Source organism: Methylocystis echinoides (assembly GCF_040687965.1).
Taxonomy (GTDB): Bacteria; Pseudomonadota; Alphaproteobacteria; order Rhizobiales; family Beijerinckiaceae; genus Methylocystis; species Methylocystis echinoides_A.
This window is the reverse complement of sequence record NZ_CP156084.1, coordinates 3,419,940-3,442,397: the sequence shown is the minus strand read 5'-3', so window position 1 is coordinate 3,442,397 and position 22,458 is coordinate 3,419,940. Positions and strand designations below refer to the sequence as shown.

At 65.4% G+C, this 22,458-nt stretch carries 23 protein-coding genes and 1 riboswitch; of the genes, 5 read left to right on the top strand and 18 right to left on the bottom strand.

What is annotated here, in order from left to right; genetic code table 11:
• Positions 1-12: 12 nt before the first annotated feature.
• The 7 genes from RVU70_RS16870 to metG form a co-directional block, all read right to left on the bottom strand.
• The gene (locus RVU70_RS16870) at positions 13-678 is read right to left on the bottom strand and encodes a cold shock domain-containing protein (protein ID WP_363348364.1); all 666 of its coding nucleotides are present in this window, start codon (positions 676-678) and stop codon (positions 13-15) included.
• A gap of 424 nt (positions 679-1,102) precedes the next feature.
• Complete coding sequence (locus RVU70_RS16865; RefSeq protein ID WP_363348362.1) at positions 1,103-1,897, bottom strand: MBL fold metallo-hydrolase; 795 nt, start codon at positions 1,895-1,897, stop codon at positions 1,103-1,105.
• Positions 1,894-2,685 carry a TatD family hydrolase gene (locus tag RVU70_RS16860; protein ID WP_363348360.1) on the bottom strand — a complete coding sequence of 264 codons (792 nt, stop codon included), beginning with the start codon at positions 2,683-2,685 and terminating at the stop codon, positions 1,894-1,896. Before RVU70_RS16860 ends, RVU70_RS16865 begins: the two co-directional genes overlap by 4 nt.
• A gap of 12 nt (positions 2,686-2,697) precedes the next feature.
• Positions 2,698-3,099 carry a hypothetical protein gene (locus RVU70_RS16855; protein WP_363348358.1) on the bottom strand — a complete coding sequence of 134 codons (402 nt, stop codon included), beginning with the start codon at positions 3,097-3,099 and terminating at the stop codon, positions 2,698-2,700.
• Between the two features lie 64 nt (positions 3,100-3,163).
• Complete coding sequence (locus RVU70_RS16850; RefSeq protein WP_363348356.1) at positions 3,164-3,649, bottom strand: hypothetical protein; 486 nt, start codon at positions 3,647-3,649, stop codon at positions 3,164-3,166.
• Positions 3,646-4,452: a methyltransferase domain-containing protein gene (locus RVU70_RS16845; protein ID WP_363348354.1), complete on the bottom strand. Its 807-nt coding sequence runs from the start codon at positions 4,450-4,452 to the stop codon at positions 3,646-3,648. The genes RVU70_RS16850 and RVU70_RS16845 overlap by 4 nt, the downstream gene beginning before the upstream one ends.
• The gene (metG, locus tag RVU70_RS16840; protein ID WP_363348352.1) at positions 4,449-6,014 is read right to left on the bottom strand and encodes a methionine--tRNA ligase; all 1,566 of its coding nucleotides are present in this window, start codon (positions 6,012-6,014) and stop codon (positions 4,449-4,451) included. Before metG ends, RVU70_RS16845 begins: the two co-directional genes overlap by 4 nt.
• Before the next feature lie 242 nt (positions 6,015-6,256).
• On the opposite strand from metG, the gene RVU70_RS16835 reads away from it, so the two are divergent.
• Positions 6,257-6,499 (top strand): hypothetical protein, encoded by a 243-nt coding sequence (locus RVU70_RS16835; protein WP_405044886.1) that lies wholly within the window; start codon positions 6,257-6,259, stop codon positions 6,497-6,499.
• On the opposite strand, the gene RVU70_RS16830 is transcribed toward RVU70_RS16835, so the two are convergent.
• Positions 6,471-7,664 (bottom strand): MFS transporter, encoded by a 1,194-nt coding sequence (locus tag RVU70_RS16830; RefSeq protein ID WP_363348348.1) that lies wholly within the window; start codon positions 7,662-7,664, stop codon positions 6,471-6,473. The genes RVU70_RS16835 and RVU70_RS16830 overlap by 29 nt on opposite strands.
• A gap of 126 nt (positions 7,665-7,790) precedes the next feature.
• On the opposite strand from RVU70_RS16830, the gene hemC reads away from it, so the two are divergent.
• Positions 7,791-8,717, top strand: coding sequence for a hydroxymethylbilane synthase (hemC, locus tag RVU70_RS16825; RefSeq protein ID WP_363348346.1), 927 nt, complete (start codon positions 7,791-7,793; stop codon positions 8,715-8,717).
• Entirely contained in the window at positions 8,714-9,436 is a 723-nt protein-coding gene (locus RVU70_RS16820) for a uroporphyrinogen-III synthase (RefSeq protein WP_363348344.1), read from the top strand. Before hemC ends, RVU70_RS16820 begins: the two co-directional genes overlap by 4 nt.
• Positions 9,437-9,715: 279 nt before the next feature.
• Here RVU70_RS16820 and cysG read toward each other — a convergent pair whose 3' ends face one another.
• From cysG to mog, 8 genes are all read right to left on the bottom strand, one after another.
• Positions 9,716-11,125 (bottom strand): siroheme synthase CysG, encoded by a 1,410-nt coding sequence (cysG, locus tag RVU70_RS16815; protein ID WP_363348342.1) that lies wholly within the window; start codon positions 11,123-11,125, stop codon positions 9,716-9,718.
• Between the two features lie 512 nt (positions 11,126-11,637).
• Entirely contained in the window at positions 11,638-12,135 is a 498-nt protein-coding gene (locus tag RVU70_RS16810) for a DUF4405 domain-containing protein (protein ID WP_363348340.1), read from the bottom strand.
• Between the two features lie 53 nt (positions 12,136-12,188).
• Positions 12,189-14,627, bottom strand: coding sequence for a TonB-dependent receptor domain-containing protein (locus RVU70_RS16805; protein ID WP_363348338.1), 2,439 nt, complete (start codon positions 14,625-14,627; stop codon positions 12,189-12,191).
• Positions 14,628-14,904: 277 nt separating this feature from the next.
• On the bottom strand, positions 14,905-15,300 hold the full coding sequence (locus RVU70_RS16800; RefSeq protein ID WP_363348336.1) for a cytochrome c-554: 396 nt from the start codon (positions 15,298-15,300) through the stop codon (positions 14,905-14,907).
• 212 nt (positions 15,301-15,512) lie between these two features.
• Entirely contained in the window at positions 15,513-16,136 is a 624-nt protein-coding gene (locus RVU70_RS16795; RefSeq protein WP_363348334.1) for an alpha-ketoglutarate-dependent dioxygenase AlkB, read from the bottom strand.
• 30 nt (positions 16,137-16,166) lie between these two features.
• On the bottom strand, positions 16,167-16,793 hold the full coding sequence (locus RVU70_RS16790) for a 2,3-bisphosphoglycerate-dependent phosphoglycerate mutase (RefSeq protein ID WP_363348332.1): 627 nt from the start codon (positions 16,791-16,793) through the stop codon (positions 16,167-16,169).
• Between the two features lie 15 nt (positions 16,794-16,808).
• Positions 16,809-17,624 carry a 4-hydroxy-tetrahydrodipicolinate reductase gene (dapB, locus tag RVU70_RS16785; RefSeq protein ID WP_363348330.1) on the bottom strand — a complete coding sequence of 272 codons (816 nt, stop codon included), beginning with the start codon at positions 17,622-17,624 and terminating at the stop codon, positions 16,809-16,811.
• Between the two features lie 243 nt (positions 17,625-17,867).
• Complete coding sequence (mog, locus tag RVU70_RS16780; RefSeq protein WP_363348328.1) at positions 17,868-18,410, bottom strand: molybdopterin adenylyltransferase; 543 nt, start codon at positions 18,408-18,410, stop codon at positions 17,868-17,870.
• A 347-nt stretch (positions 18,411-18,757) separates the two neighbouring features.
• On the opposite strand from mog, the gene RVU70_RS16775 reads away from it, so the two are divergent.
• Positions 18,758-19,237: a septal ring lytic transglycosylase RlpA family protein gene (locus RVU70_RS16775; RefSeq protein WP_405044822.1), complete on the top strand. Its 480-nt coding sequence runs from the start codon at positions 18,758-18,760 to the stop codon at positions 19,235-19,237.
• A gap of 88 nt (positions 19,238-19,325) precedes the next feature.
• On the opposite strand, the gene RVU70_RS16770 is transcribed toward RVU70_RS16775, so the two are convergent.
• Entirely contained in the window at positions 19,326-19,538 is a 213-nt protein-coding gene (locus RVU70_RS16770; protein ID WP_363348326.1) for a hypothetical protein, read from the bottom strand.
• 186 nt (positions 19,539-19,724) lie between these two features.
• Between RVU70_RS16770 and RVU70_RS16765 the strand changes: the two genes are divergently transcribed.
• Positions 19,725-20,285 carry a Uma2 family endonuclease gene (locus RVU70_RS16765; RefSeq protein WP_363348324.1) on the top strand — a complete coding sequence of 187 codons (561 nt, stop codon included), beginning with the start codon at positions 19,725-19,727 and terminating at the stop codon, positions 20,283-20,285.
• Positions 20,286-20,299: 14 nt separating this feature from the next.
• Here the strand turns inward: RVU70_RS16765 and thiC are convergent, their stop codons facing one another.
• Positions 20,300-22,126 carry a phosphomethylpyrimidine synthase ThiC gene (gene thiC / locus RVU70_RS16760; RefSeq protein ID WP_363348322.1) on the bottom strand — a complete coding sequence of 609 codons (1,827 nt, stop codon included), beginning with the start codon at positions 22,124-22,126 and terminating at the stop codon, positions 20,300-20,302.
• 90 nt (positions 22,127-22,216) lie between these two features.
• Positions 22,217-22,311: riboswitch (TPP riboswitch) on the bottom strand.
• Between the last annotated feature and the right edge of the window lie 147 nt (positions 22,312-22,458).

The window sequence follows — 22,458 nt, the reverse complement described above, 5'->3', positions numbered from 1 at the left end:
CAGTCGGGGCGCTCAGTCCAGCGTAATGGACAGCGCCTCGCGGCCCTTGGCGGTGTCGACGACCTGCATGGTCACCGGCTGGCCCTCCAGCAGGCGGTTCACGCCCGAGGGGCCGAGGATCGAGATATGGACGAAGACGTCCTTACCGCCGTCGTTCGACTGAACGAAGCCGAAGCCCTTGGTCTCGTCGAACCACTTGACCTTGCCGGAGACCGGCACGGCGGTCGACGGATCGGGCGCCTGGCGGCGGGGGCGGGGGCTGTCAAATCCGCCGCCGCGCGGGGGCGGGGGCGCGCGCTCGGCGGCGCCGGCGAGATCGACGTCGAGAATGCGGGAGACCTGCTGGCCCTTGACGGAGCTCGTCACCTGCACCTGCAGCTTCGCGCCCGGGGGCAGCGAATCATAGCCCGCAGCCTGGACGGCGCCGATGTGGAGAAAGGCGTCGCCGGTGCCATTGGCGAGCTCGACAAAGCCGAAGCCTTTGTCCGCCTTGAACCACTTCACAATGGCGTCCACCGCTGGCTCGTTGCTCATCACCGGGGGCGCCATATCCGGGAATCCGCCGCCGCCAAACTGCGACCGCGGCGAACGGCTGGGGCGCGGGGCGTCATAGCCATACGGCCCATCGTCATCGAACCCGCGCTTGCGGGGTCCCCGGAAGTCTCTACCTTTGCTCATGTCTACCTGCTCGTCTCCGCCAAAAACGGCAAGACTTTTATGTCAAACGCGTGCGCCCAAGCGTCACCGTCCGGGCGCGCAATCTGCGTCCGTTTCGAAACGATGGGATGTTGCCAGTTGAATGCCATATAGTCCCGCGCGGGAAGCCTTTTACCAGATAACAGCCCATGCTGGCCAGAATTTTTAATGGGCTCATCGAAAAAACCCTAGGAAATGCTTCATGTGCGGCCAGGCTCGCGCCCATTTCGCGAGGCTTTCGGCCCTCTGCGCGCAACCCAAACGCCGCGTCGGGCGGCGGCCGCACATGTCCTTCGGCGCGCCTGAACGCTTAGCGCGCGCAGGGGCGACGGGCAAAAGCCGAAATCCTCGAATCGCATAATCGATATTATGGAACTAAAACGCCCGGTATGAATGCGGGGACAAGTCACGCCTCGACCCGCAGCCCGTCATAGGCCGGCTCGACATTGGCCGGCAGCGTCGCGGCAAGCGCGTCGTAATCGAGATCGACGTGCAGGTCGGTCAGGATGGCGCGTCGCGGCCGATACTGGTCGATGAGCGCCAGCGCCTGTTCGACCGAAAGATGGGTGCCATGCCGCTGCCAGCGCAAGGCGTCGATGATCCACAGGTCGAGCCCTTCCAGAAAGCGCGCGCTTTCCGGCGGGATGGCGTGAAGGTCCGGCGTATAGGCGATGTTGTCGAACCGGAAACCCAGGGCGTCCATGTCGCCATGGTCGAGACGGAACGGCGTGGCCTCGATCGCCCCGCCAGGGCCCTCGATCGTCACCGGCCGGCCGGGATGCAGGCGATGCTCCGTCATCAGCGGCGGGTAAAAGCTGTTGGCGGGGGTGACGAAGATGTAGCCGAACTTATGGGTGACGTCGCGCGACGTCGGCTCGTCCATATAGGCCGGAATGCGTCGGCCGTTGCGGATGACGAGCCCGCGCAGGTCGTCGATGCCGTGCGTATGGTCGGCGTGCGGATGGGTGTAGAGGACCGCGTCGAGGCGGCTCACGTCGGCGGCGACGAGCTGCTCGCGCAGGTCGGGTCCGGTATCGACCAGCACCTGCGTGCCGTCCTGCGCATGACCGCGCGTGACCAGGATCGAACAGCGGCGACGGCGGTTTTTTGGGTTTTCCGGATTGCACTTGCCCCAGCCCTGCCCGACGCGCGGCACGCCGCCGGATGAACTGCAGCCGAGAATCGTGACCGCCAGCGTCACGCGGCGGCCTCCAGCGGCGGCATTTTCGAGAAGAGCCGCAGCGCGTTTTCGGTCGTCGCTTGCGCAAATTCGGCCTCTGAGACGCCTTTGAGTTCGGCCAGCAGCCTGGCTGTGTCAGCGACGAAAGCCGGCTCGTTGCGCTTGCCCCGATGCGGGACCGGCGCAAGGAACGGCGCGTCGGTCTCGACGAGCATTCGCTCTAAGGGCGTCGCCTTCGCCGTTTCGCGCAGCTCGGCCGAATTCTTGAAAGTCACGACGCCGGAATATGAAATGTAGAGCCCGAGTCGGATCGCCGTCTCGGCGAGCGCGCGGCTCGAGGTGAAGCAATGGAGCAGGGCCGGGAAGGCCCCCTTCCCCATTTCCTCCTCGAGGATCGCCGCGCAGTCCGCGTCGGCGTCGCGCGTATGGATGACGAGCGGCAGGCCCGTCTCGCGCGCGGCGGCGATATGGGTGCGGAAAACGCGCTGCGCGACTTCGCGGGGCGCGTGATCGTAATGGTAGTCGAGCCCGGCCTCGCCGAGCCCGACGCATTTCGGATGGCGCGACAGCTCGACGAGCTGTTCGAGCGTCGGCTCGGCTTCCTCGTGGGAGTGGTGCGGATGGGTCCCGACGGTGCAGTAGACCTCCGGATAGGCTTCGGCGACGGCCTTGACCCGGTCGAAGCGCGAGAGATGCGTTGATATGGTGATCATCCGGCCGACCCCCCGCGCTCTTGCGCGCGCGACGATATCCGCCTGTTCAGGAGCAAAATCCGGAAAGTCGAGATGGCAATGGGTGTCGATGAGCATGGTGTCGCGTCGTTAGTTTCCTGATTGCGCCGCGCGCCAGCCGCCCTTGGCGCAGATCGCGCTGTTCGAAGACCAGTCGCCCGCACCGACCCCGCCCGTCAAGCGCCCGCGCACAGTGGCGGTCACGCCGAAGACCTTCAAGTTCACCGAGACGGCTCCGTTGTCGGCCACACGGCCGGTCGCCGTGCCGGGGAGGCCCGCGAGCTTGACGACCTGCCCGCCCTGCATCACCGCGACCAGCCTCGTGCTTTTCACCGGGCAGAAAAAGTTTGCGGCCGTCGCGTGGATGACCCACTGGCCGTCGAAGCCGGCCCTGGGCGCGACGGCGGCCTTTGCGGGACCGGCCTGCGCCGGATGCGCGAGGGCTGCGAGAAGACTTGCGCCAATGGCGCTGCGGTTCACGTGCTTGAGCATGGGGACGCCTCTCCCGCGACGTGGCTGGCCTCTCAGGACAAATAGCGTCTTTCCGGGTCTGGCGTCATCTGCAGGCGCCCGTCGCATAACCCTTTCCGCCGCGCAGCGAGCCGGCGACGCGGGCGACAATGGGGTCGAAGGCGGCCTTGGCGGCGGCGGGATAGTCGAGCGAGACGCTGTTCCAAACCGTTCCGCTGCAGCCTAGAAGCGACTTCCGGTAAAAGATGCGGTCGCCTTTGCGTCCGGAGACGACGAGCCGGTCCCTGCCCTGGCTTTTGTAGTCGATCGTCTCGCCAGTCTCTGGCTTCAGTTTCAAGGCGATTTCTTCGCTGATCGGGAGCACGGCGAAGCCGCCGGAGACGATGATCTCAGCAAAGCCGTCCGGCGAAGAAAAGACTCGGCCGTCGTCATTTTCCGGCGCTGCGCCCATGCGCCAGCCGGTAGGCACGTCGGCCGTCACGCCAAATCGGTCGTTGTGATAGCGCTGGAAGCTCTCGGCCTGGGCGGCCGCGCTCATGAAAGCCATGAGCGCGACGAGAAGGAGCCTCACGCCCGCACCGCGTCGAAGAGGATAGCCTGCAGCGGCATATGCGCCGGAGAACCGAATTCCGCGGCGTAGCGCTCCGCAAGCGTCGCGACGACGGCTTCCGGGTCTGCGTCGCCGCGCGCGCGGATCTGCTCGATCAGGGGACTGCCGAAGACGAGGCCCCGCGCAAAGGCGGCGACGTCCAAAATCTCCTGAAGATGCGGCAGGACGTAGACGGCAAGATGCGAAAAGCCCGCCCCGATCAGCGCCTCTTTGGTCGGGTCGATCTCCGGGCAGGAAAACGGCGTTTGCAGGAATTTCGGCGGATCGTCCGGAAAGAATTGCGCGACAACCTCCAGCCCGATGCGCGCGAAGGGATTGTAGCGGGGCGCGTCCCAGACGCTGAAGAGATAGCGCCCATGGGGCTCCAGCACGCGCCACGCCTCGCGATGGGCTGCGTCCTTGTCGGGAAAAAACATCAGGCCGAACTGGCAAACCAGGCAGTCGAAGGCGCCGTCGGGAAAAGGCAGCGCCAGCGCGTCGCCGACGCCGAAATCCACTTGTTCGCCGGGCGCGAACTTCTCCTGCGCAATCTCGAGCATGGGCGCGTTGAGGTCGGTCGCGGTCAAAGCCGCCTGCGGGTGCAGAACGTCCCGAAGCTTGCGCGTCACGACGCCCGTGCCGGCGGCGACTTCGAGCACGGACCGAGGCGCGTGCAGCGCAGCCCGATGGGCGATGTCTTGCGCATAATGCGCGAAGAGGACCGGGCCGAGGCCGCGGTCGTATTGCAACGGGATGTCGCCGACGAAGCGGGCCGGGTCGGTCATGCCGCGCCCTCCTCAGTCTCCACAAACCTCGGGAACACCGGCGCGGGCGGCGGCAGCGGGGCGCCCTCCTGGAGCGCATTGGCCGCGTCGGCGTGGGCGAAGTCGCGCGAATCGGGGCCGACGCCGAGAAGGTCAAGGAGCTTGCCGGCGGCTTCCGGGATGAAGGGCTGCAGCGGGATCGCCAGCCGGCGCAGCGTCTCGGCCGTCACATAGAGGATCGTCTCCATGCGGGCGGGATCAGTCTTCTTCTTCGCCCAGGGCTCCTCGCCCGCGAAATAGCGGTTGGCCTCCGCCACCACCCGGAAAATCTCGGCGAGCGCATGGTGCGGCGCATAGTCGTTCATCGCCGCGCGCGCCTTGTCGAGCGCAAAGGCCGCCTGGGCGAGAATGTCGTTGTCCGCCTCGGTCAGCGCGCCCTTCTTCGGGACGGCCCCAGCGCAGTTCTTATTGATCATCGACAGCGAACGCTGCGCGAGATTGCCGAGGTCGTTGGCGAGATCGGCGTTGATGCGCATGACGATTCCTTCATGCGAATAATTGCCGTCCTGGCCGAAGGGGATCTCGCGCAGGAAGAAATAGCGTAGCTGATCGACGCCGTAGCGATCGGCGAGCTCGATCGGATCGACCACATTGCCGACCGACTTCGACATCTTCTCGCCGCGCGAGAACAGAAACCCGTGCACGACGATCTGCTTGGGCAGCGGCGCCGCGGCCGACATGAGAAAGGCCGGCCAGTAGATGGCGTGGAAGCGGGTGATGTCCTTGCCGATGACATGCGCGTCCGCTGGCCAGAAGCCGCTCTTGTCGCCCTCTTTCGTCAGCCAGCCCGTCGCCGTGATGTAGTTGGTGAGCGCGTCCACCCAGACATACATCACATGGCTCGCATTGGTTTGTGGGCTCGGCGGAATGGGGATGCCCCAGTCGAAGGTGGTTCTCGAGACCGACAGATCGGTCAGGCCGCGCTTCACGAAGGCGATGATCTCGTTCCGGTAATGATCGGGCGTAATGAACTCGGGATGCGCTTGGTAATAGGCGAGGAGCTTGTCGGCATAGGCGGAGAGCCGAAAGAACCAGCTTTCCTCCTCCACCCATTCGACGGGCGTGCCGGTCGGAGCGAATCTCTTGCCGTCGCGCTCGGTCAATTCGCTCTCGTCGTAATAGGCTTCATCGCGCACGGAGTACCAGCCGGAATATTTCGACAGATAAATGTCGCCATTGGCCTCCATGCGCCGCCAGATCTCGAGCACCGCCTGCTTGTGGCGATCCTGAGTGGTGCGCACGATGTCGTCGGCGCGCGCGTTCAGCGCTTCGCCCATGCGGGCGAATTGCGCCGCCGTGCGGTCCGCCAGACCTTGCGGGGAAAGCCCCTCCTTCTCGGCCGTGCGCTGCATCTTCTGGCCATGCTCGTCCATGCCGGTGACGAACAGCACGTCGTAGCCGTCGAGCCGCTTGAAGCGCGCGAAGGCGTCGGTGGCGATGCGCTCATAGGCGTGGCCGATGTGGGGCGCGCCATTCGCGTAGGGAATAGCGGTCGTGATCATGTAAGTGGGGCGCTCAGACATGCGGCCCGAGATAGCGCGCTTTTGCGAAGCGGGAAAGTCGCGGCCTTCGCCATTGCCGCGCAAAAAGCCGGCGCCTGCCTCGAGCCTGGCGGCATTGGCGGCCGGGCGGGCGCGTCTTCATCTCCTTGAAACAGTCGCCGGATTAAGCCTCGGGAGCAGGGACCAGGCTCATGCGATTCGACTCCCCTTCCGCTGGGCGGCGCGTTATGTTTTGCAGGAACTCGAAGGAAAACGTCATGAGCATGTCCAGGTCGCCGAGGGACATTGCGCGACGGCTCAGCAAGAAAAGCCGGGCCGGAAGCGACAAGGGCGACGGCTGGCGGCGCGAGACCTTCACCCTGCCCCGCACGGACGCCCGCGCCAAAGCACGCGAATGGTTCGACCGCTATCCGAAAGCCGCCTATATGACCGAAATCGAATTCTGGCGGGAGCTCGACGACGGCCGAATCGAATTCGTCATGCGCCGGCTGCCAAGCGCCGACTGATCCACAGAAAAGCGGCGACGGCCGCGATCGCGACCAGCCACCAGCCGAAGACATAGGTTCCCGTCGCGTCCCGCAGCGCGCCGAAGGCCGGCGGCGTCAACACGACGACAATCTGGTTGATCGCCAAAGCGACGCCGATCATCAGGCCAACCGCCCCGCGCGGCGCGGCTTCGGCGACGAGCGCGATCCACGGGCCGAACCAGCCATAGCCGAAAAAGCCGAGCCAGGCGGCGATCAGCGCCACCGCCCAGAGCGGCGCGCCGGGCGCCGCGATCAGCGCCGCCAGCCCGACCAGAATCGCGGCCATGCTCATGACGAGCGTGAACTCGCGCCCCCGCCGGCTGCGGTCGCTCCACGCCGCGAGCGCGACACGGCCGAGGGCGCCGAAGAATTGCGCCAGGAACAGAAGCCTTACGCCGGCCTCGACCGGAATGTCGAAGCGGTCGCGCAGATCGAGCGGCAGATAGACCGTGATGCAGAACTGCACGCTGACGAGCGTCACGCCGGGGAGCGCGATGGGCGGCAGGCGCGGCGCCAGTTCCTGAAGCCGCGACCGCCAAAGCTCCGTCTTTCGATGGCGTTCGGGCAGGGGCTCGGGCGGCGAGCGGTAGAGAAAGGCGAAGAGAAGCCCGCTTCCGAGCGCGGCGAGGGCGCCGAGATCGAAGGCCGCGCGCCAGCCGTGGCGTTCGGCCGCGACGGGCAGGAGCAAAGCGCCGAGCGCCGCCCCCAGCGGCAGGCCGGCCTGCCTGACGCCCAAGGCGAAGCCGCGGGCGTCGGCCGGAAACCAGGCGGCGACGACTTTTCCGCCGCCGGGCTGCACCGTGCAGTAGCCGATGCTGGCGACAAAGAGCCAGAACAGGATGTCCGCATAGGTCTCCCCGCGCCCCGCCACGGCCAGCGCGGCGGCGACCATGGTCGCCCCCAACCCGACGATGAGCCGCTCGCTGAAATGGTCGAGCAGCATGCCCGCGACGATGAAGCCGACGATGGGGGTCGTCTGGGCGGCGGACATGGCGAGGCCGACCTCGGCGGCGTCGAGGCCGAACGCCGCCTGCAGCGCCGGACCGAGCGCGCCGAGCCCCTGCACCAGGAAGCAGCCGCCGACCTGCGCCGACGTGGCGAGGGCGAGAACGACCCAGCGATAGGGCGAGAGGGGTCCGTGCAAGAGGGGTCTCCAAAGGTGGAGCTAAACAACGGCCGCCCCCTCCTCGCAAGCTTGAAAGCGAAGGCGCCTTGCCCTTCCCCGCTCGACCCTTATAGTCCCCCCGTCCTCCCAGGCTGGAAAGGTTTGATGACGATCGAGAGCCTTCGCATCGGCACGCGCGGCAGCCCGCTGGCGCTCGCCCAGACCCATATGGTTCGCGCGCTGCTCGCCAAGGCGCATGGCGTCGCGGAGGATCATATCGCCATCGAGATCATCAAGACGACCGGCGACATGATTCAGGATCGCCCCCTCTCCGAATCCGGCGGCAAGGGCCTCTTCACCAAGGAACTGGACGTCGCGCTGATCGCTGGGACGATCGACCTCGCGGTGCATTCCTCCAAGGACCTCCCGACGCATCTTCCGTCCGAGATCGTCATCGCCGGCTATCTGCCGCGCGAGGATGTGCGCGACGCCTGGATCGGCCGCAATGGCGCGACCATCGACGCCCTGCCGCCGGGCGCGGTCGTCGGCACCGCCTCGCTGCGTCGCGCGGCGCAAGTCAAACGCCGCCGGCCGGACCTGCAAACGACTCTGCTGCGCGGCAATGTCCATACGCGCCTCGCCAAGGTTGAAAGCGGCGAGGTGGACGCGACCCTGCTGGCGCTCGCCGGGTTGAAGCGGCTGGGCCTCGCCGACCGCGCGACGGCGCTGCTGCCGCTGCAGGATTTCCCGCCTGCCGTCGGACAAGGCGCAATCGGGATTACGGCGCGCGCCAAGGACCCCAAGACGCGCGCCGCCTTGGCGCCCATTCTCGACGAGGCGACGGCGCTGGCGCTCGCGGCGGAGCGCGCCTTTCTCGCCGCCCTCGACGGCTCCTGTCGCACGCCGATCGCTGGCCATGCGACTGTCGAGAATGGCGAACTCTCGTTCTACGGCGAGGTTTTGAAATCCGACGGCAGCGAGGTCTGGACGACGCGCCGCAAGGGCCGCGCGATCGACGCGGCGATGCTTGGCGCCGACGCCGGCAATGAAATCGTTCTGAAGCTGCCCCATGGCCTCGCGGGGCTCATGTGACCTGCGCGCTCGTGCTGCGCGCGCGGGAGGACGCCGCGCGCACGGCCGCGAAATTGCGGGAGATGGGCTACACGCCCCTGCTCTCTCCGGTGCTGGAGATCGTCGCGACCGGCGCACCGATTCCGGCCGGAGCCTATGACGCCGTGCTGGCGTCGAGCGCCAAGGGGATCGAATGCGCAGGCCCTGCAGCGGAACCTTTCAAGTCATTGCCGCTGCATGTCGTCGGCGCGAAAACGGCCGATGCGGCGCGGGCGCGGGGCTGGCGGCTGGACATCGTCGACGGAAACGCGGCGGCGGTTCTGCCGCTGCTCGTAAAACGTTATACGCATCCGGCGCATTTCCTCTATCTCGCGGGCCGTGACCGCCAGCCTGCGCTGGAAGCGGGGTTGCGCGCCGGCGGTCACACGATTACCCCCGTAAATGTCTATGAAGCCCGCGCCGCCGCGCGCCTTTCGGACGACGCCCGCGACGCGATTGAGGCCGGAACGATCGATCTGGCGCTTCACTACTCACGACGCAGCGCCGAGATTTTCCTTGATCTCGTCGCAGCGGCAGGGCTGACGCCGGGCCTCAACCGGATGGCCCATGCAGCCCTGTCGAACGATGTCGCAACGCCGCTGCGCGACGCAGGCCTCGATCCGGTGGTCGCTACAAAGCCAGACGAGGCCGGGCTGCTCGAGGCGGCGAAAGGCGCGCTGCCTGGTTTACGCATCACGTAAATAAGCGTTACGCATTGCGTATAAGAGCGTTCTTACTCGGAGCGTAATTATCCATGCCAAGAGTCGCCGTGCGACATTGGAGAGCGGGAGTCGCCGTGCGACGTTGGAGAGCGGCTGGAAATGAGGCGAACGTCGCCTCGGCGCGCCCCACGCCCGACGGCGTCGGCAACCCCGCGACTCCCGTTCTGGTTCAGACGAACCCGTCAGTGTGCGACGTCCGCTGGCTGTCGTTCTAACGCTCGTTCAAACGAACATTTGTTATAACGAGCGGGGGCAGGCTCAGTTCTCGATCAGCGCCCAGCCGATCAGAACCATCACGGGCCCGACGAGATTTTCGTGCGCGACCTTGCCGGGGAGGTCCGCGATCGTTCCGCGGATGATCCGCTCGTCCGGCGTCGAGGCGCGCTCGACCAGGAAGGCTGGCGTGTCATGGGCCATGCCCTCCTCCAGGAGGCGGCGGGAGAGCGCGGGGAGCGTGCGGTTGCCCATATAGACGGCCGTTGTGGCGCGGCGATCGGCGAGCGCGCCCCAATCGAAATCCTCTGGAAACTCGCCGTCCTTGGTGTGGGCGGTGATGAACTGCACGCGCCGCGCCGTCTCGCGGCTCGTGAGCGACGCCCCGAGCGCGGCCGCGCCCGCGCAGGCGGCGGTGACGCCGGGAATGATCTCGATCGAAAAACCGGCTCCGCGCAGCGCCGCGATTTCCTCGTTGGCGCGGCCGAAAATCAGCGGATCGCCGCCCTTGAGCCGCACGACATTCTTGCCCGCCCGGGCAAGGTCGACGAGCAGCGCCGTGATCTCCTCCTGGCGCACCGAAGGCGCATAGCCGCGCTTGCCGACGTTGATGCGCGTCGCTTCGCGGCGGGCGAAGTCGAGGATGCTCGCGGGCACGAGGTCGTCGAAGAGCACCACATCGGCGCCCGCGAGCGCCCGCATGCCCTTGAGCGTCATCAATTCAGGATCGCCCGGCCCTGCTCCGACGAGCGTCACCCGTCCGCGCGCCATATCGTCGCCGGCCGCGCGCGCCTCGGCGAGCAGCGCGTCGCGGTCCGCCTCGGCCGGCGCCCGCTCAATGTCGTTGAAGGCCAGCCGCGTGAAGCGGCGCCAGAAGTCGCGTCGCGCCAGAAAGTCGAGGCCGGAGGACAAGACCTGCGGCCGCCAGTCCTGCGCCGCCTTGGCCCATGCGGCGAAGGTCGCCGGCACGAGCGACTCGATGCGTCCGCGCACCGCCTGGGCGAAGACCGGAGAGGCGCCGCCGGTCGAGACGCCGATCACCAGCGGCGAGCGGTTGACGATCGCCCCCATGATGAAGTCGCTCATCGCCGGCCGGTCGGCAAGATTGAGCGCCACCCCCGCCGCATCCGCCGCCTGGCGGGCGGCGTCGGCCTCGGCGTCGTCGAAGGTCGCGCCAAAGGCGAGCGCCGCGCCCTCGAAGTCCGCCGGCCCCGCGGCGCGCGCATGGAGCTGCACATTGTCCCTGCCATTGGCGATCTCGAGGAGCTTCTCGCACGGATCGCAGGCAAAGACGTCGACCTGCGCGCCCGTGGCCGCCGCGAGATCGACTTTCCAGGCCGCCCCCTCGCCGTCTCCGATCACCACGACCCGCTTGCCGGCGAGGGGATAGAACACCGGCAGCGTCTCGAGCGGCTGCATCAGATTGGAAGAAACTTCGTCGGGTTTACGCGTCACGGTCGGGCCTGTGTGCTGGACGGCACACGCATAGCCCATCCCGCGGCGCCGCAAAAGGCCGGCCGCGGGAGCAACGGCGCCGCGCCCCCTCCGCCGTAAGCGGAGGAGGACGCTCGCGCTCAGCGACGGCAAAGAGGGCGAACCGCCCGTTCATCTCCTCTCGCGACGGCGCTAAACATTATCGTATCTCGCGCAAGGCACCTGGATTGGACGCGTCACCCTGACGGTGCTGAACGGCCGATAGTAGCGACAAGAATGGCTCCAGCCGTCCTCCGATCTCCGATCGCTGAACAGGAAGGATTTATTGTCGACAGCCAGCCCCGCGTGGAACGAAATCAGCCCGACAAGGATCAAGAAGAACGCCCCGCGTTTCAGCATAGCTCGAGCCTCCGCCGGGGAGTTTCGTGGCGGGTCCTTAACTTTTGGTTGCTTTTGGGGCTTTGCACACCCGCAATATCTTGCTCGTCCGGCCGAGGGTTAGCCGCGCGCAGCGCCACCGCCCGGTCGGGCGCTTAGTTGCTTTTTCCGAACAAGACCGCGATCGCCTTTGCCTGCAACTCGCGATTGTGGCCGATCGCGTTTTCGAGGCTGACGCCGCCGCTCGCCACAACGACGCCGGCTTTGGCGAGATCGGCGATGGCTTGCTCGGTCGAACGTCCCGACAGCGGCGCAACCTTGGCGAGAGGCGCGCTGACGATCGCCCGCATCGCCAGTACCGGCGGCGGGAGGCGCTTCTCGCCGGTCCAGGAGAAAAACGAGCCGGCCAAAACGATCAGGCTGAAAGCGATGACGCCGCGGCTGAATGCGCCCGACAGAAAATACCGCTTGAAAGCGGCCCAATTGGCGATGGCGTGCGCGGCGACGCCGCCGACCATCACCAGCCCAACCCACTCATGCGCCAGCTTATTCAGGCCCATCTCGGCATGGAAGAACATCAAGAGGCCGGTCACGCTCATCAGGCTGAAGGCGCCGATGGTGAGGGGCGTCGCCCATTCCCGGGAGATTTGCATCAGGCTTTCCTCTATCGCCGGAGAGGAAGGCGATTAAGCGCTCCTCTCCCGCATCAGAACTTCGCGTTGACCGTCACATAAGCGGAACGCGGCGCGCCGGGCATGATGTTGTTGTTGTTGTGCGCCGAGGCGTAATAATAGGCCCCGAGAATATTCTCCACATTGACCTGCCCATAAATGTTGTCCGTGAGTCTGACATAGACGGCGCCGTCCCAGCGGGCGTAGCCGGGAATGATAACCGCATTGTCGAGCGCCGCGAAGAATTTGCTGTTGTAAATCACGCCGCTGCCCAGTCCCAGAACGCCCGGCGCAAGGCCGATGAGCGACGAGACGTCGTATTTGTTCCAAAACGAGAAGGTGTTCTGCGGCACCGAAGGCACGACCTTGCCGCGCTCGGTGAAAAAGACGCCGCTGCCAGTCCCCGCGAGCGCGATGTTGCGGTCGGAGCTCGTCACATAAGCGTGCTGATTGCCGTAGCCGAGCGAGACTTCCCATTCCTTGGTGAGATAACCGACGAGGCTCACTTCGCCGCCGACCGTGCGCGTATTGGTCAGCACATTGTAGAAGGCGTTGACGGCGATCGGCTGATTGGTGCGGTTGAGATTATACAGGGCGCCCGTGAAGAGGAGCGTCGGCGTGATCTCCGCCTTGAAGCCCGCTTCGGCGTTCTCGAAGCCTTGCGGTTGCAGCGTGGCGGACGACACCGACAGCGTGTTGAACTGATCTCCCGCCGCCGGCAGGAAGGAACGCGAATAGGAGCCGTAGAGCGAGAGCTGCTCGAAGGGATGGAACACGAGACCGACGCGCGGCGACCAGCGGCTCGTGTTGCTGTAGATCGTTTGACCGCGGTAATTGTCGAAGGTCGGATTTGTCCCGGCGAAGTTATTGACGAATTTCAGATTGAAATTGTCGAAGCGCACGCCCGCGATAATGTCGATATATTTCGTGAGCGTGATCTGATCCTGCACATAGCCCGCCGCCAGATCGAGATCGGTATGGCGGCGGAACGCGCCCGTCCCGTTGGCGTTGTTGAACACGACGGGGAAGAATACGGTCGGCGCGCCAAACGAGGTGTTAATGTTCGCCGACCCATTGAAGGGGTTGAGCCAGCGCGCATTGTTGCGGTTGGTGTCCGACTTTTGATTGCCGAACTCCATGCCCGCGAGCAGGACATGCTTGACCTCCGGCGCCATGACGAGCGTGTAGGTCAGATCAGTCTGATTGAAGATGTTCTGGCGGGGGGTCTCGTTGTTATAGCCTGAGAGCTGCACGCAAGGCGGCAGCGCCCCGGCGCAGGCGGCGTTCAGGATGACGCCGCTATTGGCGAAAGTGTTCTGATAGAACTTGGCGTAATTGGCGAAAACGGTCTGGTTCTTGATGTTCAGGCCGAAGTCCGTCGTGTGGTCGATCATCAGCGCGGCGCGATCGACGTCGGTCTTCGCGTAATTGACGGTCGGGTTGCCGAAGAATGTCGAGCGCCATGTCGGCGCCGGATAGCCGGGGAAAAGATAGCCCAGGCCTTGGCTCTGCGCCCTGACGGCGAACGGGGCCAGGTTGAAGTTCGCGGAGGGAATGCCGCGGTCCACCGTGCGGTAATCGAAATAATGCTCGTAGCTGAGCGTGATAAACGTCTTGTCGAGAGGCCTCCAGGTGAAGGTCGGATTGACGCCCCACCGCCGCATGTTGAAAAAGTCGCGGTAGCTGTACGACTGTTCGAAGAGGCCATTGAGGCGGAAAGCGAGTTGATCGTTGATCGCCTGCCCGACGTCGAAGGTGACGCGCTTGCGGCCGAAGCTGCCGGTGCTGATCTGCACGTCGCGCCGCAGCACGCCGTCGGCCTTCTTGGTGACGCGGTTGACGACGCCGCCGCCGCCGCCGCGCCCGAAGATCAGGGCGCTCGGGCCCTTGAGCACCTCGACCGCCTGTATGTTGTAGAGGTCGCGGTAATATTCGGCGTCGTCGCGCACGCCGTCCGTGTAGAAGTCGGCGGTCGTCGGCTGGCCGCGAATGGTGATCTGGTCGCGCTGCCCCTCGCCCTGAGCGACCGTCACGCCCGGCACATAGGTCAGCGCCTGATTGAGCGTCAGGCTGTTGCGGTCTTCGAGCTGCTGCTTGGTGAGGATCGTGATCGACTGCGGAATGTCGAGAATTGGGGTGTTCGTCTTTGTCGCCGTCGACGTGCCGCCCGCGAAATAGCCATGCACGTCCGTCGGCCCGCGCCCGACCTGGACGCCCGCGGGAATGAAGGAGCCCGTTCCGGTCCCCGCGCCGGAGCCGGGCTGGGGCGCCGCCACGACGGAGGGCGCCGCCTGAACGGGCCTGGTCGCGCGCGGGCCCGTCGACGTCGCCGTCCGGCGGGCGCCGCCGACGTTGATGGTCGGCAGAGATTGCTGAGCCCAGGCGCTATCGGCGAAAGCCAGCACGGCGGAAAGCGCATAGAGGCTAACGAGCGACCGTCTGACGGGCTTGGGCGGCAGCAATGCGAACATCATGAAAGGCTCCTCGAAAGCATGCGCCCGACCCTCCGCCTGAGACGGGAGCGTAATTGCTTCCAAGTATTGCTGTGAATGGTTTGCGGTCAATCCAAAGGTCAAAACCTTGGAAAGATTGTAAATTTGTAGCAGTAATTGAGCTAAACCCAACCATATCCTGTGTTAGAAATGTTCCGTTTCGAACAATACTATTTTTTCTTGACTGTTGCATAAATGAAACAAAAAAAGCGGCCCTGAATCAGGGCCGCTTCTCTTCGTAGATAGACTGGGCTTGCGATTACTTCTTGCCCTCGGCGCTAAACTGCGCGAGATAGGCCCAGACGTTTTCCTGATCGGCGTCGTTGGCGAGGCCCTGGAAAATCATCTTGGTCCCGGGCACCTTGGCCTTCGGGTTCTTGATGAACTCCTTGAAGCTGGCCTCATCCCAGGTGATGCCCGAGCCCTTCATCGGCTCTGAGTAATTATAGCCCTCGACCGAGCCGGCCTTGCGGCCGTTCAAGCCGTTGAGTTGCGGCGCGACCGCGTTCTTGGCGCCTTCGCCGACCTGATGGCAGGCTTTGCACTTGGCGAAGACCTTTTCGCCCGCGGCGGCGTCGCCAGCGGCGGAGGCCTGGCCGACGGAGGCGGCGAAAGCGACGCTCGCAGCGAACGTCAGCAGGGAAATCGTCTTCATCCTTGTTCCTTTCCTCTCTTGGCGTTCGCTTACGGGCGATCGCCTTAATTCTTGAAACGCGCCTTGCCAAAGGTCAGCGCCGCAGCGGCGCTCTTTAGACGGGTTGGAAACTACAACGAAGCGCCCGCCCGACACAATACGCCACTCTGCTAGGCGACGGCGCAACCTAGCGGGCGGCAGCTGAATGCGTGCTGAACCAGCAGCCAAGCCTTTCACGTCACGCGTCGCAAGGTGAGATTGACCCGCGCGCCGAGGCCCGCGAGCTGTTGCGGGAGCGGCGTGAGAATCGACGGCAGGATGCGGTCGACGCCGTGAAAGAAGCGGCGCGCCGGGCCCGAGAGAACGAGCGCGTCGCCGCCCGACAATGTAAAGGCGACCGTCTTGTCCCCACGTTTCTGGCCGCCCAATCGGAAGCGGCAGTCTGCGCCGAGCGACAAGGAAAGAATCGGCGCGTCGAAATCGCTTTCGTCGCGATCCTGATGCAGACCCATTTTGGCGTTGTCGGAATAGACGTTGATGAGACAGGCCTCGGGCGGCTTCGGATAGCCCGTCAGCGCCGCCCAGGCGTCGAGCAACATCGAGGGGATCGGCGGCCAGGGCGTGCCGGTTTCGGGATGCGCAGGCTCATAGCGATAGCCCCGATCCTTGTCGCTCATCCAGCCGAGCGGCCCGCAATTCGTCATGCGCACCGACATCGGCAGGCCGGATTTCGGCAGGCGCGAAACGAAGAGCGGCGCACGGGCGATCGCCGCGGCGATCTCGAAGGCCAGCCGCTCCTGCGCGGCGGCGTCGAGCCAGCGGGGATAATGAATGGCGCCGGGCCCGTGTTCGAGCAAGGGCTTGGTCTCTTCTCGCCCGTGGGAGGGTCAGGGCTCCAGCACCGTCTTCGACGCCACCGTCGAATCGGCGTTGAGTCGGTAGATGAGGGGCACGCCCGTCGCGAGTTCGAGAGTCGGAATGCTTTCCGGCGTCATCTGCTCCAGCACCATGCAGAGCGCGCGCAGCGAATTGCCATGGGCGGCGACAAGCGCGCGCTCGCCGCGCATCACCGGCGGCAGGATGCGCTGCACATAGAAGGGCACGACGCGGGCCACCGTGTCCTTGAGGCTTTCGCCGCCCGGCGGCGGCACGTCATAGGAGCGCCGCCAAAGCCGCACCTGCTCCTCGCCCCATTTCTCGCGCGCCTCGTCCTTGTTGAGCCCGGAGAGGTCGCCGTAATGGCGCTCGTTGAGCGCGCGGTCCTTCACGGTGGGCACGTTGGACTGGCCGAGTTCTTCGAAGATGAGTTGCAGCGTATGCTGCGCGCGCAGCAGCGACGAGGTGAAGCCGATGCTGAACAGGAGATCGAGCTTGCGCAACTCGCGTCCGGCGCGGCGCGCCTCTTCTTCGCCGAGCGGCGTCAGGTCCGGATTCTTCCAGCCCGTGAAAAGGTTCTTGGCGTTCCATTCGCTCTGGCCGTGCCGGACGAGGACGAGTGTGCGATTCATGCTCATAGACTGCTCGAGACTTTAGGCGCCGGTGAGGCCGAGCACGTCGGCCATGGAGTAAAGTCCCGGCGCCTTGCCCCGGGTCCAGAGCGCCGCCGCGAGGGCGCCGCGCGCAAAGATGCCGCGATCCTCGGCGCGATGCGAGAATTCGATCCGCTCGCCCATGCCCGCGAAAATTACCGTGTGATCGCCCACGACCGTGCCGCCGCGCAGCGCCGCGAAGCCGATGTCGCCGGGCTTGCGCGGGCCGGTCACGCCGTCGCGGCCGCGCGCGCTATGTTCGGCGAGATCGATCCCCCTGCCCCGCGCCACCGCCTCGCCGAGCAGCAAGGCGGTGCCCGAGGGCGCGTCCACCTTCAGCTTGTGGTGCATCTCGACAATTTCGGCGTCCCAGGCGGGGCCGAGCGCCCGCGCCGCCTTCTCGACGAGGCCAGCGAGAAGATTGACGCCGAGGCTCATATTGCCGGAGCGCACGACGACCGTCTCGCGCGCCTCCTCGGCGATCCGCGCGAGATCCTCCGCCGTCAGTCCCGTGGTGCCGATGACATGGGCGACACGCGCCTTGGCGGCCGCTGTGGCGATAGCGGCCGTCGCCGCCGGCGTGGAAAAGTCGATGACGGCGTCGGCTTCCGACAGCGCCGCGGCGACGTCGCTCGTGACTGGAACGCCCGTCGGCTGCAATCCGAAGGCGGCGCCGCTGTCCGCCCCGAGCGACGCAGCCCCGTCGGCCTCCAGCGCCGCGACCAGCCGCACGCCCAGCGTGTCGGGGATGGTTTGCGTCAGCATACGGCCCATGCGGCCCGCGGCGCCCACCACGACCAGACGCAAATCACTCATCCTTCAAAGCCCTCGCCTGTGGCGCTCCATCGGAGTTCGTCTGTTGCGGCCCGCGACGGGACGCTCGCTCCAGCGCCTTGTTTGGACACGCTTTCGCCCACGACCCGTTGGGGCGGAAAACGCTTCTACGCGCGAACAGGCGACTGAGGCCTTCTGGCGCGTTCCCTCCTATACAGACCGGCGCCCCGGAAGAGAAGCCTTCCTATTGTCGCGGCGGCTCGTAATTCCTACCCGTACGGGCGGCTACTTTTTCGGCCGGAAGGCTTTCACGCGGGCCGGATCGGTTTCGATATAGGCGGCGCCGATGAGGTCGAGACAATAGGGCACGGCCGGCATCACGGCGTTGAGACAAAGCTCGATGGCGGCGGGCTTGCCGGGCAGATTGACGACCAGGCATTTTCCGCGATGCGCCGCCACCTGCCGCGAGAGAATGGCGGTGGGGGTCTGCGCCAGCGAGACCTGCCGCATCAATTCGCCGAACCCCGGCAGTTCGCGTGGACAGGCGGCGAGGGTCGCTTCCGGGGTAAGGTCGCGCGGGCTCGGGCCGGTGCCGCCGGTCGTAACGATGAAATCGCAGCCGACGACGTCGGCCAGTTCGATCAGCGTGTCGCGCACGCTCTCGAAGCCGTCCGGAATGATGCGCCGCTCGATGCGGAAGGGCGTGGTCAGGACGGCTGACAGATAGGCCTCGATCGCCGGGCCGCTCTCGTCCTTATAGACGCCGGCGCTGGCGCGGTCGGAGGCGGTGACGACGCCAATGACGGCCTCTCGTTTGATGTCGGTCATGTGAGAATCTCCCGCCGCCCTTTTGGCGCCTCGCGGGCGGCTTGTCAGCCCGCCGCGCCCGCCGCGCCTAACGCGCCGACAGAGTTTTCTTCTTGGCGGAACAAAAGAGCTTGACGCCAAGAGGAACGCGCGTGGCGCTCAATATCAGCCAGAACAAGGTTACGCTTTGCCACATTTGCCAGGGCAATACGTCAAATTTCTTGGATGTTTTCGCCATGATTAACCGATAGAGACGCTCCCGTCTCATCTCCCGCATTGTCAGTTCGGATCGGAATACATCTGCCTCACCAAATGGAGGCGCATGTATTTCTTCTGACTCGTGGGGTTATACAGGAGTAGACTACCGAATGAAGCGTATCTCTGTTGTGGGCGTCCTGCTTGGTCTAATGACTTTTCCCGCCGCGGCGGAAGTTCTTTCCGCAAGCGGCCCAGGCGCTGATCCACAACAACAGCAGGCGTCCGAGGGTCACTACGGCAAAGCGAATCCGGGCGTTCCCGGCCATGTCATGCCCGAGGGCGCCCGCGCTTTCGTCGCCAACGCATCCTACTATGGCGGCGGTCCACGCCGGTTCGAGCCGAACACGCATACGGCGAGCGGCGAGCGTTTCAATCAATGGGGCCTGACCGCCGCCCATCGCACCTTGCCGCTGGGCACACGGCTGCTGGTGACGCACCAAGGCCGCTCCGTTGTGGTTCGCGTCAACGACCGCGGGCCGGCGGCCTGGACGGGCCGCAGCCTCGATCTGTCGCGGGGCGCCGCATCGCGCATCGGACTGATTTCCAATGGCACGGGCCCTGTGCTGGTGCAGGTTCTCAACGGCGGCTGAGCGGCGACCGCCTAGATTATCAGGCGCCCGGCTTCGCGGAGCCGGGCGCCTTCTTCGGTCCGCTGGCTGAACCGCTGGAGAGCCCGGCTCAGACGAACATTCCGAAGATGCCGGACAGTATGGTGAAGACAATGACCGTCGCGGCGACGATCCCGACCTCGGTGGTGCCCCAGAGCGCCAGGATCAGGCCGAGAACCGCGCCGGCCGCGGCGCAGATGATGACATTCGGGGTGATGGCGAAGTCGAAACTCCGCATGCCGGTATATTTATCCTTCGGCAGGTTGGTTTCATGATTGGCCATGGACAGTCCCTCCTCCATGACGCGCGAGCAAGGGCGCGCCGAATATCCGAAGGGTCACGCAACGCCTCGAGGAGAGACAGACGGTTTGTGGTCAATCTGAGCGCGTTCTTCGCCAAGCCCCTGGCGCGCGGACTTGTGCTTCGTCGGCGCGTGGCGAATTTCGAGCCCTGATGCTAGATTCCACCCATGACCACGCCAAAACAGACGCCGCCGAAAATGACGGTCGAAGAGTTTCTCGCCTGGGCTGAAGGCCGCACCGGTCGCTATGAACTCATCGGCGGCGAAATCGTCGCCCAGGCGTCAGAGCGCGCCAAGCACTGGAAGATCAAGCTCGCGACTCATGTGGCCTTGCTCAATGCAGTAAAAGCGAAAGCTTGTGGATGCCACGTGGTGCCGGATGGGGGGACTGTACGCATCGATACATCGACGGCTTACGAGCCGGATGGAATGGTGTATTGCGGCCCTGAAGTCCACGGCGAGTCGATGATCGTCGAAAATCCACTCATCGTGGTCGAAGTCCTTTCGCCAACAACGGGCCGTAACGACAAGAGTCGCAAGCTTGCCGACTATTTCCGCGTGCCGAGCATCGTGCATTACTTGCTCATCGACGCGGATGCGCCGCTGATCATCCATCACCAGCGGCGTTCGGACGGAGATATACTGACCCACATCGTTCGCGAAGGCGTCGTAACGCTCGATCCGCCGGGAATCACGCTGTCCCTCGCGGACATTTACGCGAGCGGCTGACGCTCGCAGCGCCATCACCGCGCGACATAAATCTCCGCGCCCTTCTCCAGAAACTCCTCCGCTTTCTCCGCGAGGCCCTTCTCGCGTTCGGCGATGGCGGCCGCTTCCTTGCGAAGGTCCTGCGTGATCTGCATGGAGCAGAACTTCGGGCCGCACATGGAGCAGAAATGCGCGACCTTGTGCGCCTCCTTGGGCAGGGTCTCGTCGTGGAACTCGCGCGCCGTGTCGGGATCGAGGCCGATCTCGAACTGGTCGGACCAGCGGAAGTCGAAGCGCGCGCGGCTCATGGCGTCGTCGCGCTCGCGCGCCGCCGGATGGCCCTTGGCGAGGTCCGCCGCATGCGCGGCGATGCGATAGGTGATGACGCCGGTCTTCACGTCGTCGCGGTCGGGGAGGCCCAGATGCTCTTTCGGCGTGACGTAGCAGAGCATCGCCGTGCCGAACCAGCCGATCATCGCCGCGCCGATCCCGGAGGTGATGTGGTCGTAGCCCGGCGCAATGTCGGTGACGAGCGGCCCGAGCGTATAGAACGGCGCCTCGCCGCAGGCCTTGAGCTGCTTGTCCATATTGGCCTTGATCTTGTGCATCGGCACATGGCCGGGGCCTTCGATCATGACCTGGCAGCCCTTCTCCCAGGCGATCTTCGTGAGTTCGCCGAGCGTCTCCAGTTCGGCGAATTGCGCCGCGTCATTGGCGTCGGCGTTGGAGCCCGGGCGCAACCCGTCGCCCAGCGAGAAGGAGACGTCATATTTGCGCATGATGTCGCAAATCTCGTCGAAGCGCTCGTAGAGGAAGCTCTCCTTGTGCTTGGAGAGGCACCAGCGCGCCATGATCGAACCGCCGCGCGAGACGATGCCGGTGACGCGGCTTGCCGTCAAAGGCACATAGGCGAGACGAACGCCAGCGTGGATGGTGAAGTAATCGACGCCCTGCTCCGCCTGCTCGATCAACGTGTCCTTGAAGACCTCCCAATCGAGCTTCAGCGCGTCGCCGCCGACCTTTTCCAGCGCCTGATAGATCGGCACGGTGCCGATCGGCACGGCGGCGTTGCGGATGATCCAGTCGCGGATGTTGTGGATATTGCGGCCGGTGGAGAGGTCCATCACCGTGTCTGCGCCCCAGCGCGACGCCCAGACCATTTTCTCGACCTCTTCCGCGACGGAAGAGGTCACGGCCGAATTGCCGATATTCGCGTTGACCTTCACCAGGAAGTTGCGGCCGATGACGACGGGCTCCAGCTCCGGGTGATTGACGTTGGCCGGAATGATGGCGCGCCCGCGGGCGATCTCCGAGCGCACGAATTCGGGCGTCACGAATTCCGGAATATCCGCGCCGAAGCTCTCGCCGTCGGCGATGCGCGCTTTCGCGACGTCGAGCGCGCGCTCACGGCAAAGGTTCTCGCGATGCGCGACATAGATCATCTCTTCCGTGACGATCCCCGCGCGGGCGAATTCGAGCTGGGTGACAGGCCCCGAGCCGGCCGCGCGATAGAGCTTGCGCTCGGCGGGGCAAGCCGGGACCAGCCGGTCGCCTTCCGCGAAGCCGTTATCCTCGGGCTTGGTCTCACGCCCCTGATAGATCTCGAGGCCGGCGCGTGTCGAAAGCCAGGGCCGCGCCGCCGGCAGGCCCGCCGAGAGGTCGGGGGTGAAATTCTCGCAGCCGTAGGGGCCGGACGGATCATACACGCGCAGCGGCGGCTCGCCGGAGGACGGATCGAGCGGAATCTCGCGGTAGGGAACGCGGATGTCAGGGCGTCCGGCGGGCGAGGAATAGACCTTGCGCGACTTGCCGATCGGGCCGGTGGTGACGGTCAGGGGCGTGCGTTTGTCGTGCAGGTTCATGGTCGCGCTCCAGTAATCGCGCTCCGTCAAGGGGAGCGGATTGGAAGGATGATGCAGACGAAGCGCGGAATCCGGCCTGAAGGGCGCGAGCCGCCCTGCCCCTGGCATTCCCTCCGCCGGCATGACCCGGATCAGGTTCGATGGGTGCTTCTCAGCCGCGACGCGCGGCGCCCCTCGCCAATGGGCGGAAGCTAGCGCGTCGAGTTCACGGGGGCAAGGCGCCGCCGCGCAGGCCGAGCCGTCCTGCGGGCCGGGGGGCGTCACATTTCTTTTTTGTAACTGTGCTTCGCCTTGGGGCGCGAGCGTGAGGCTCTGTCGAACCAACTCCTCCG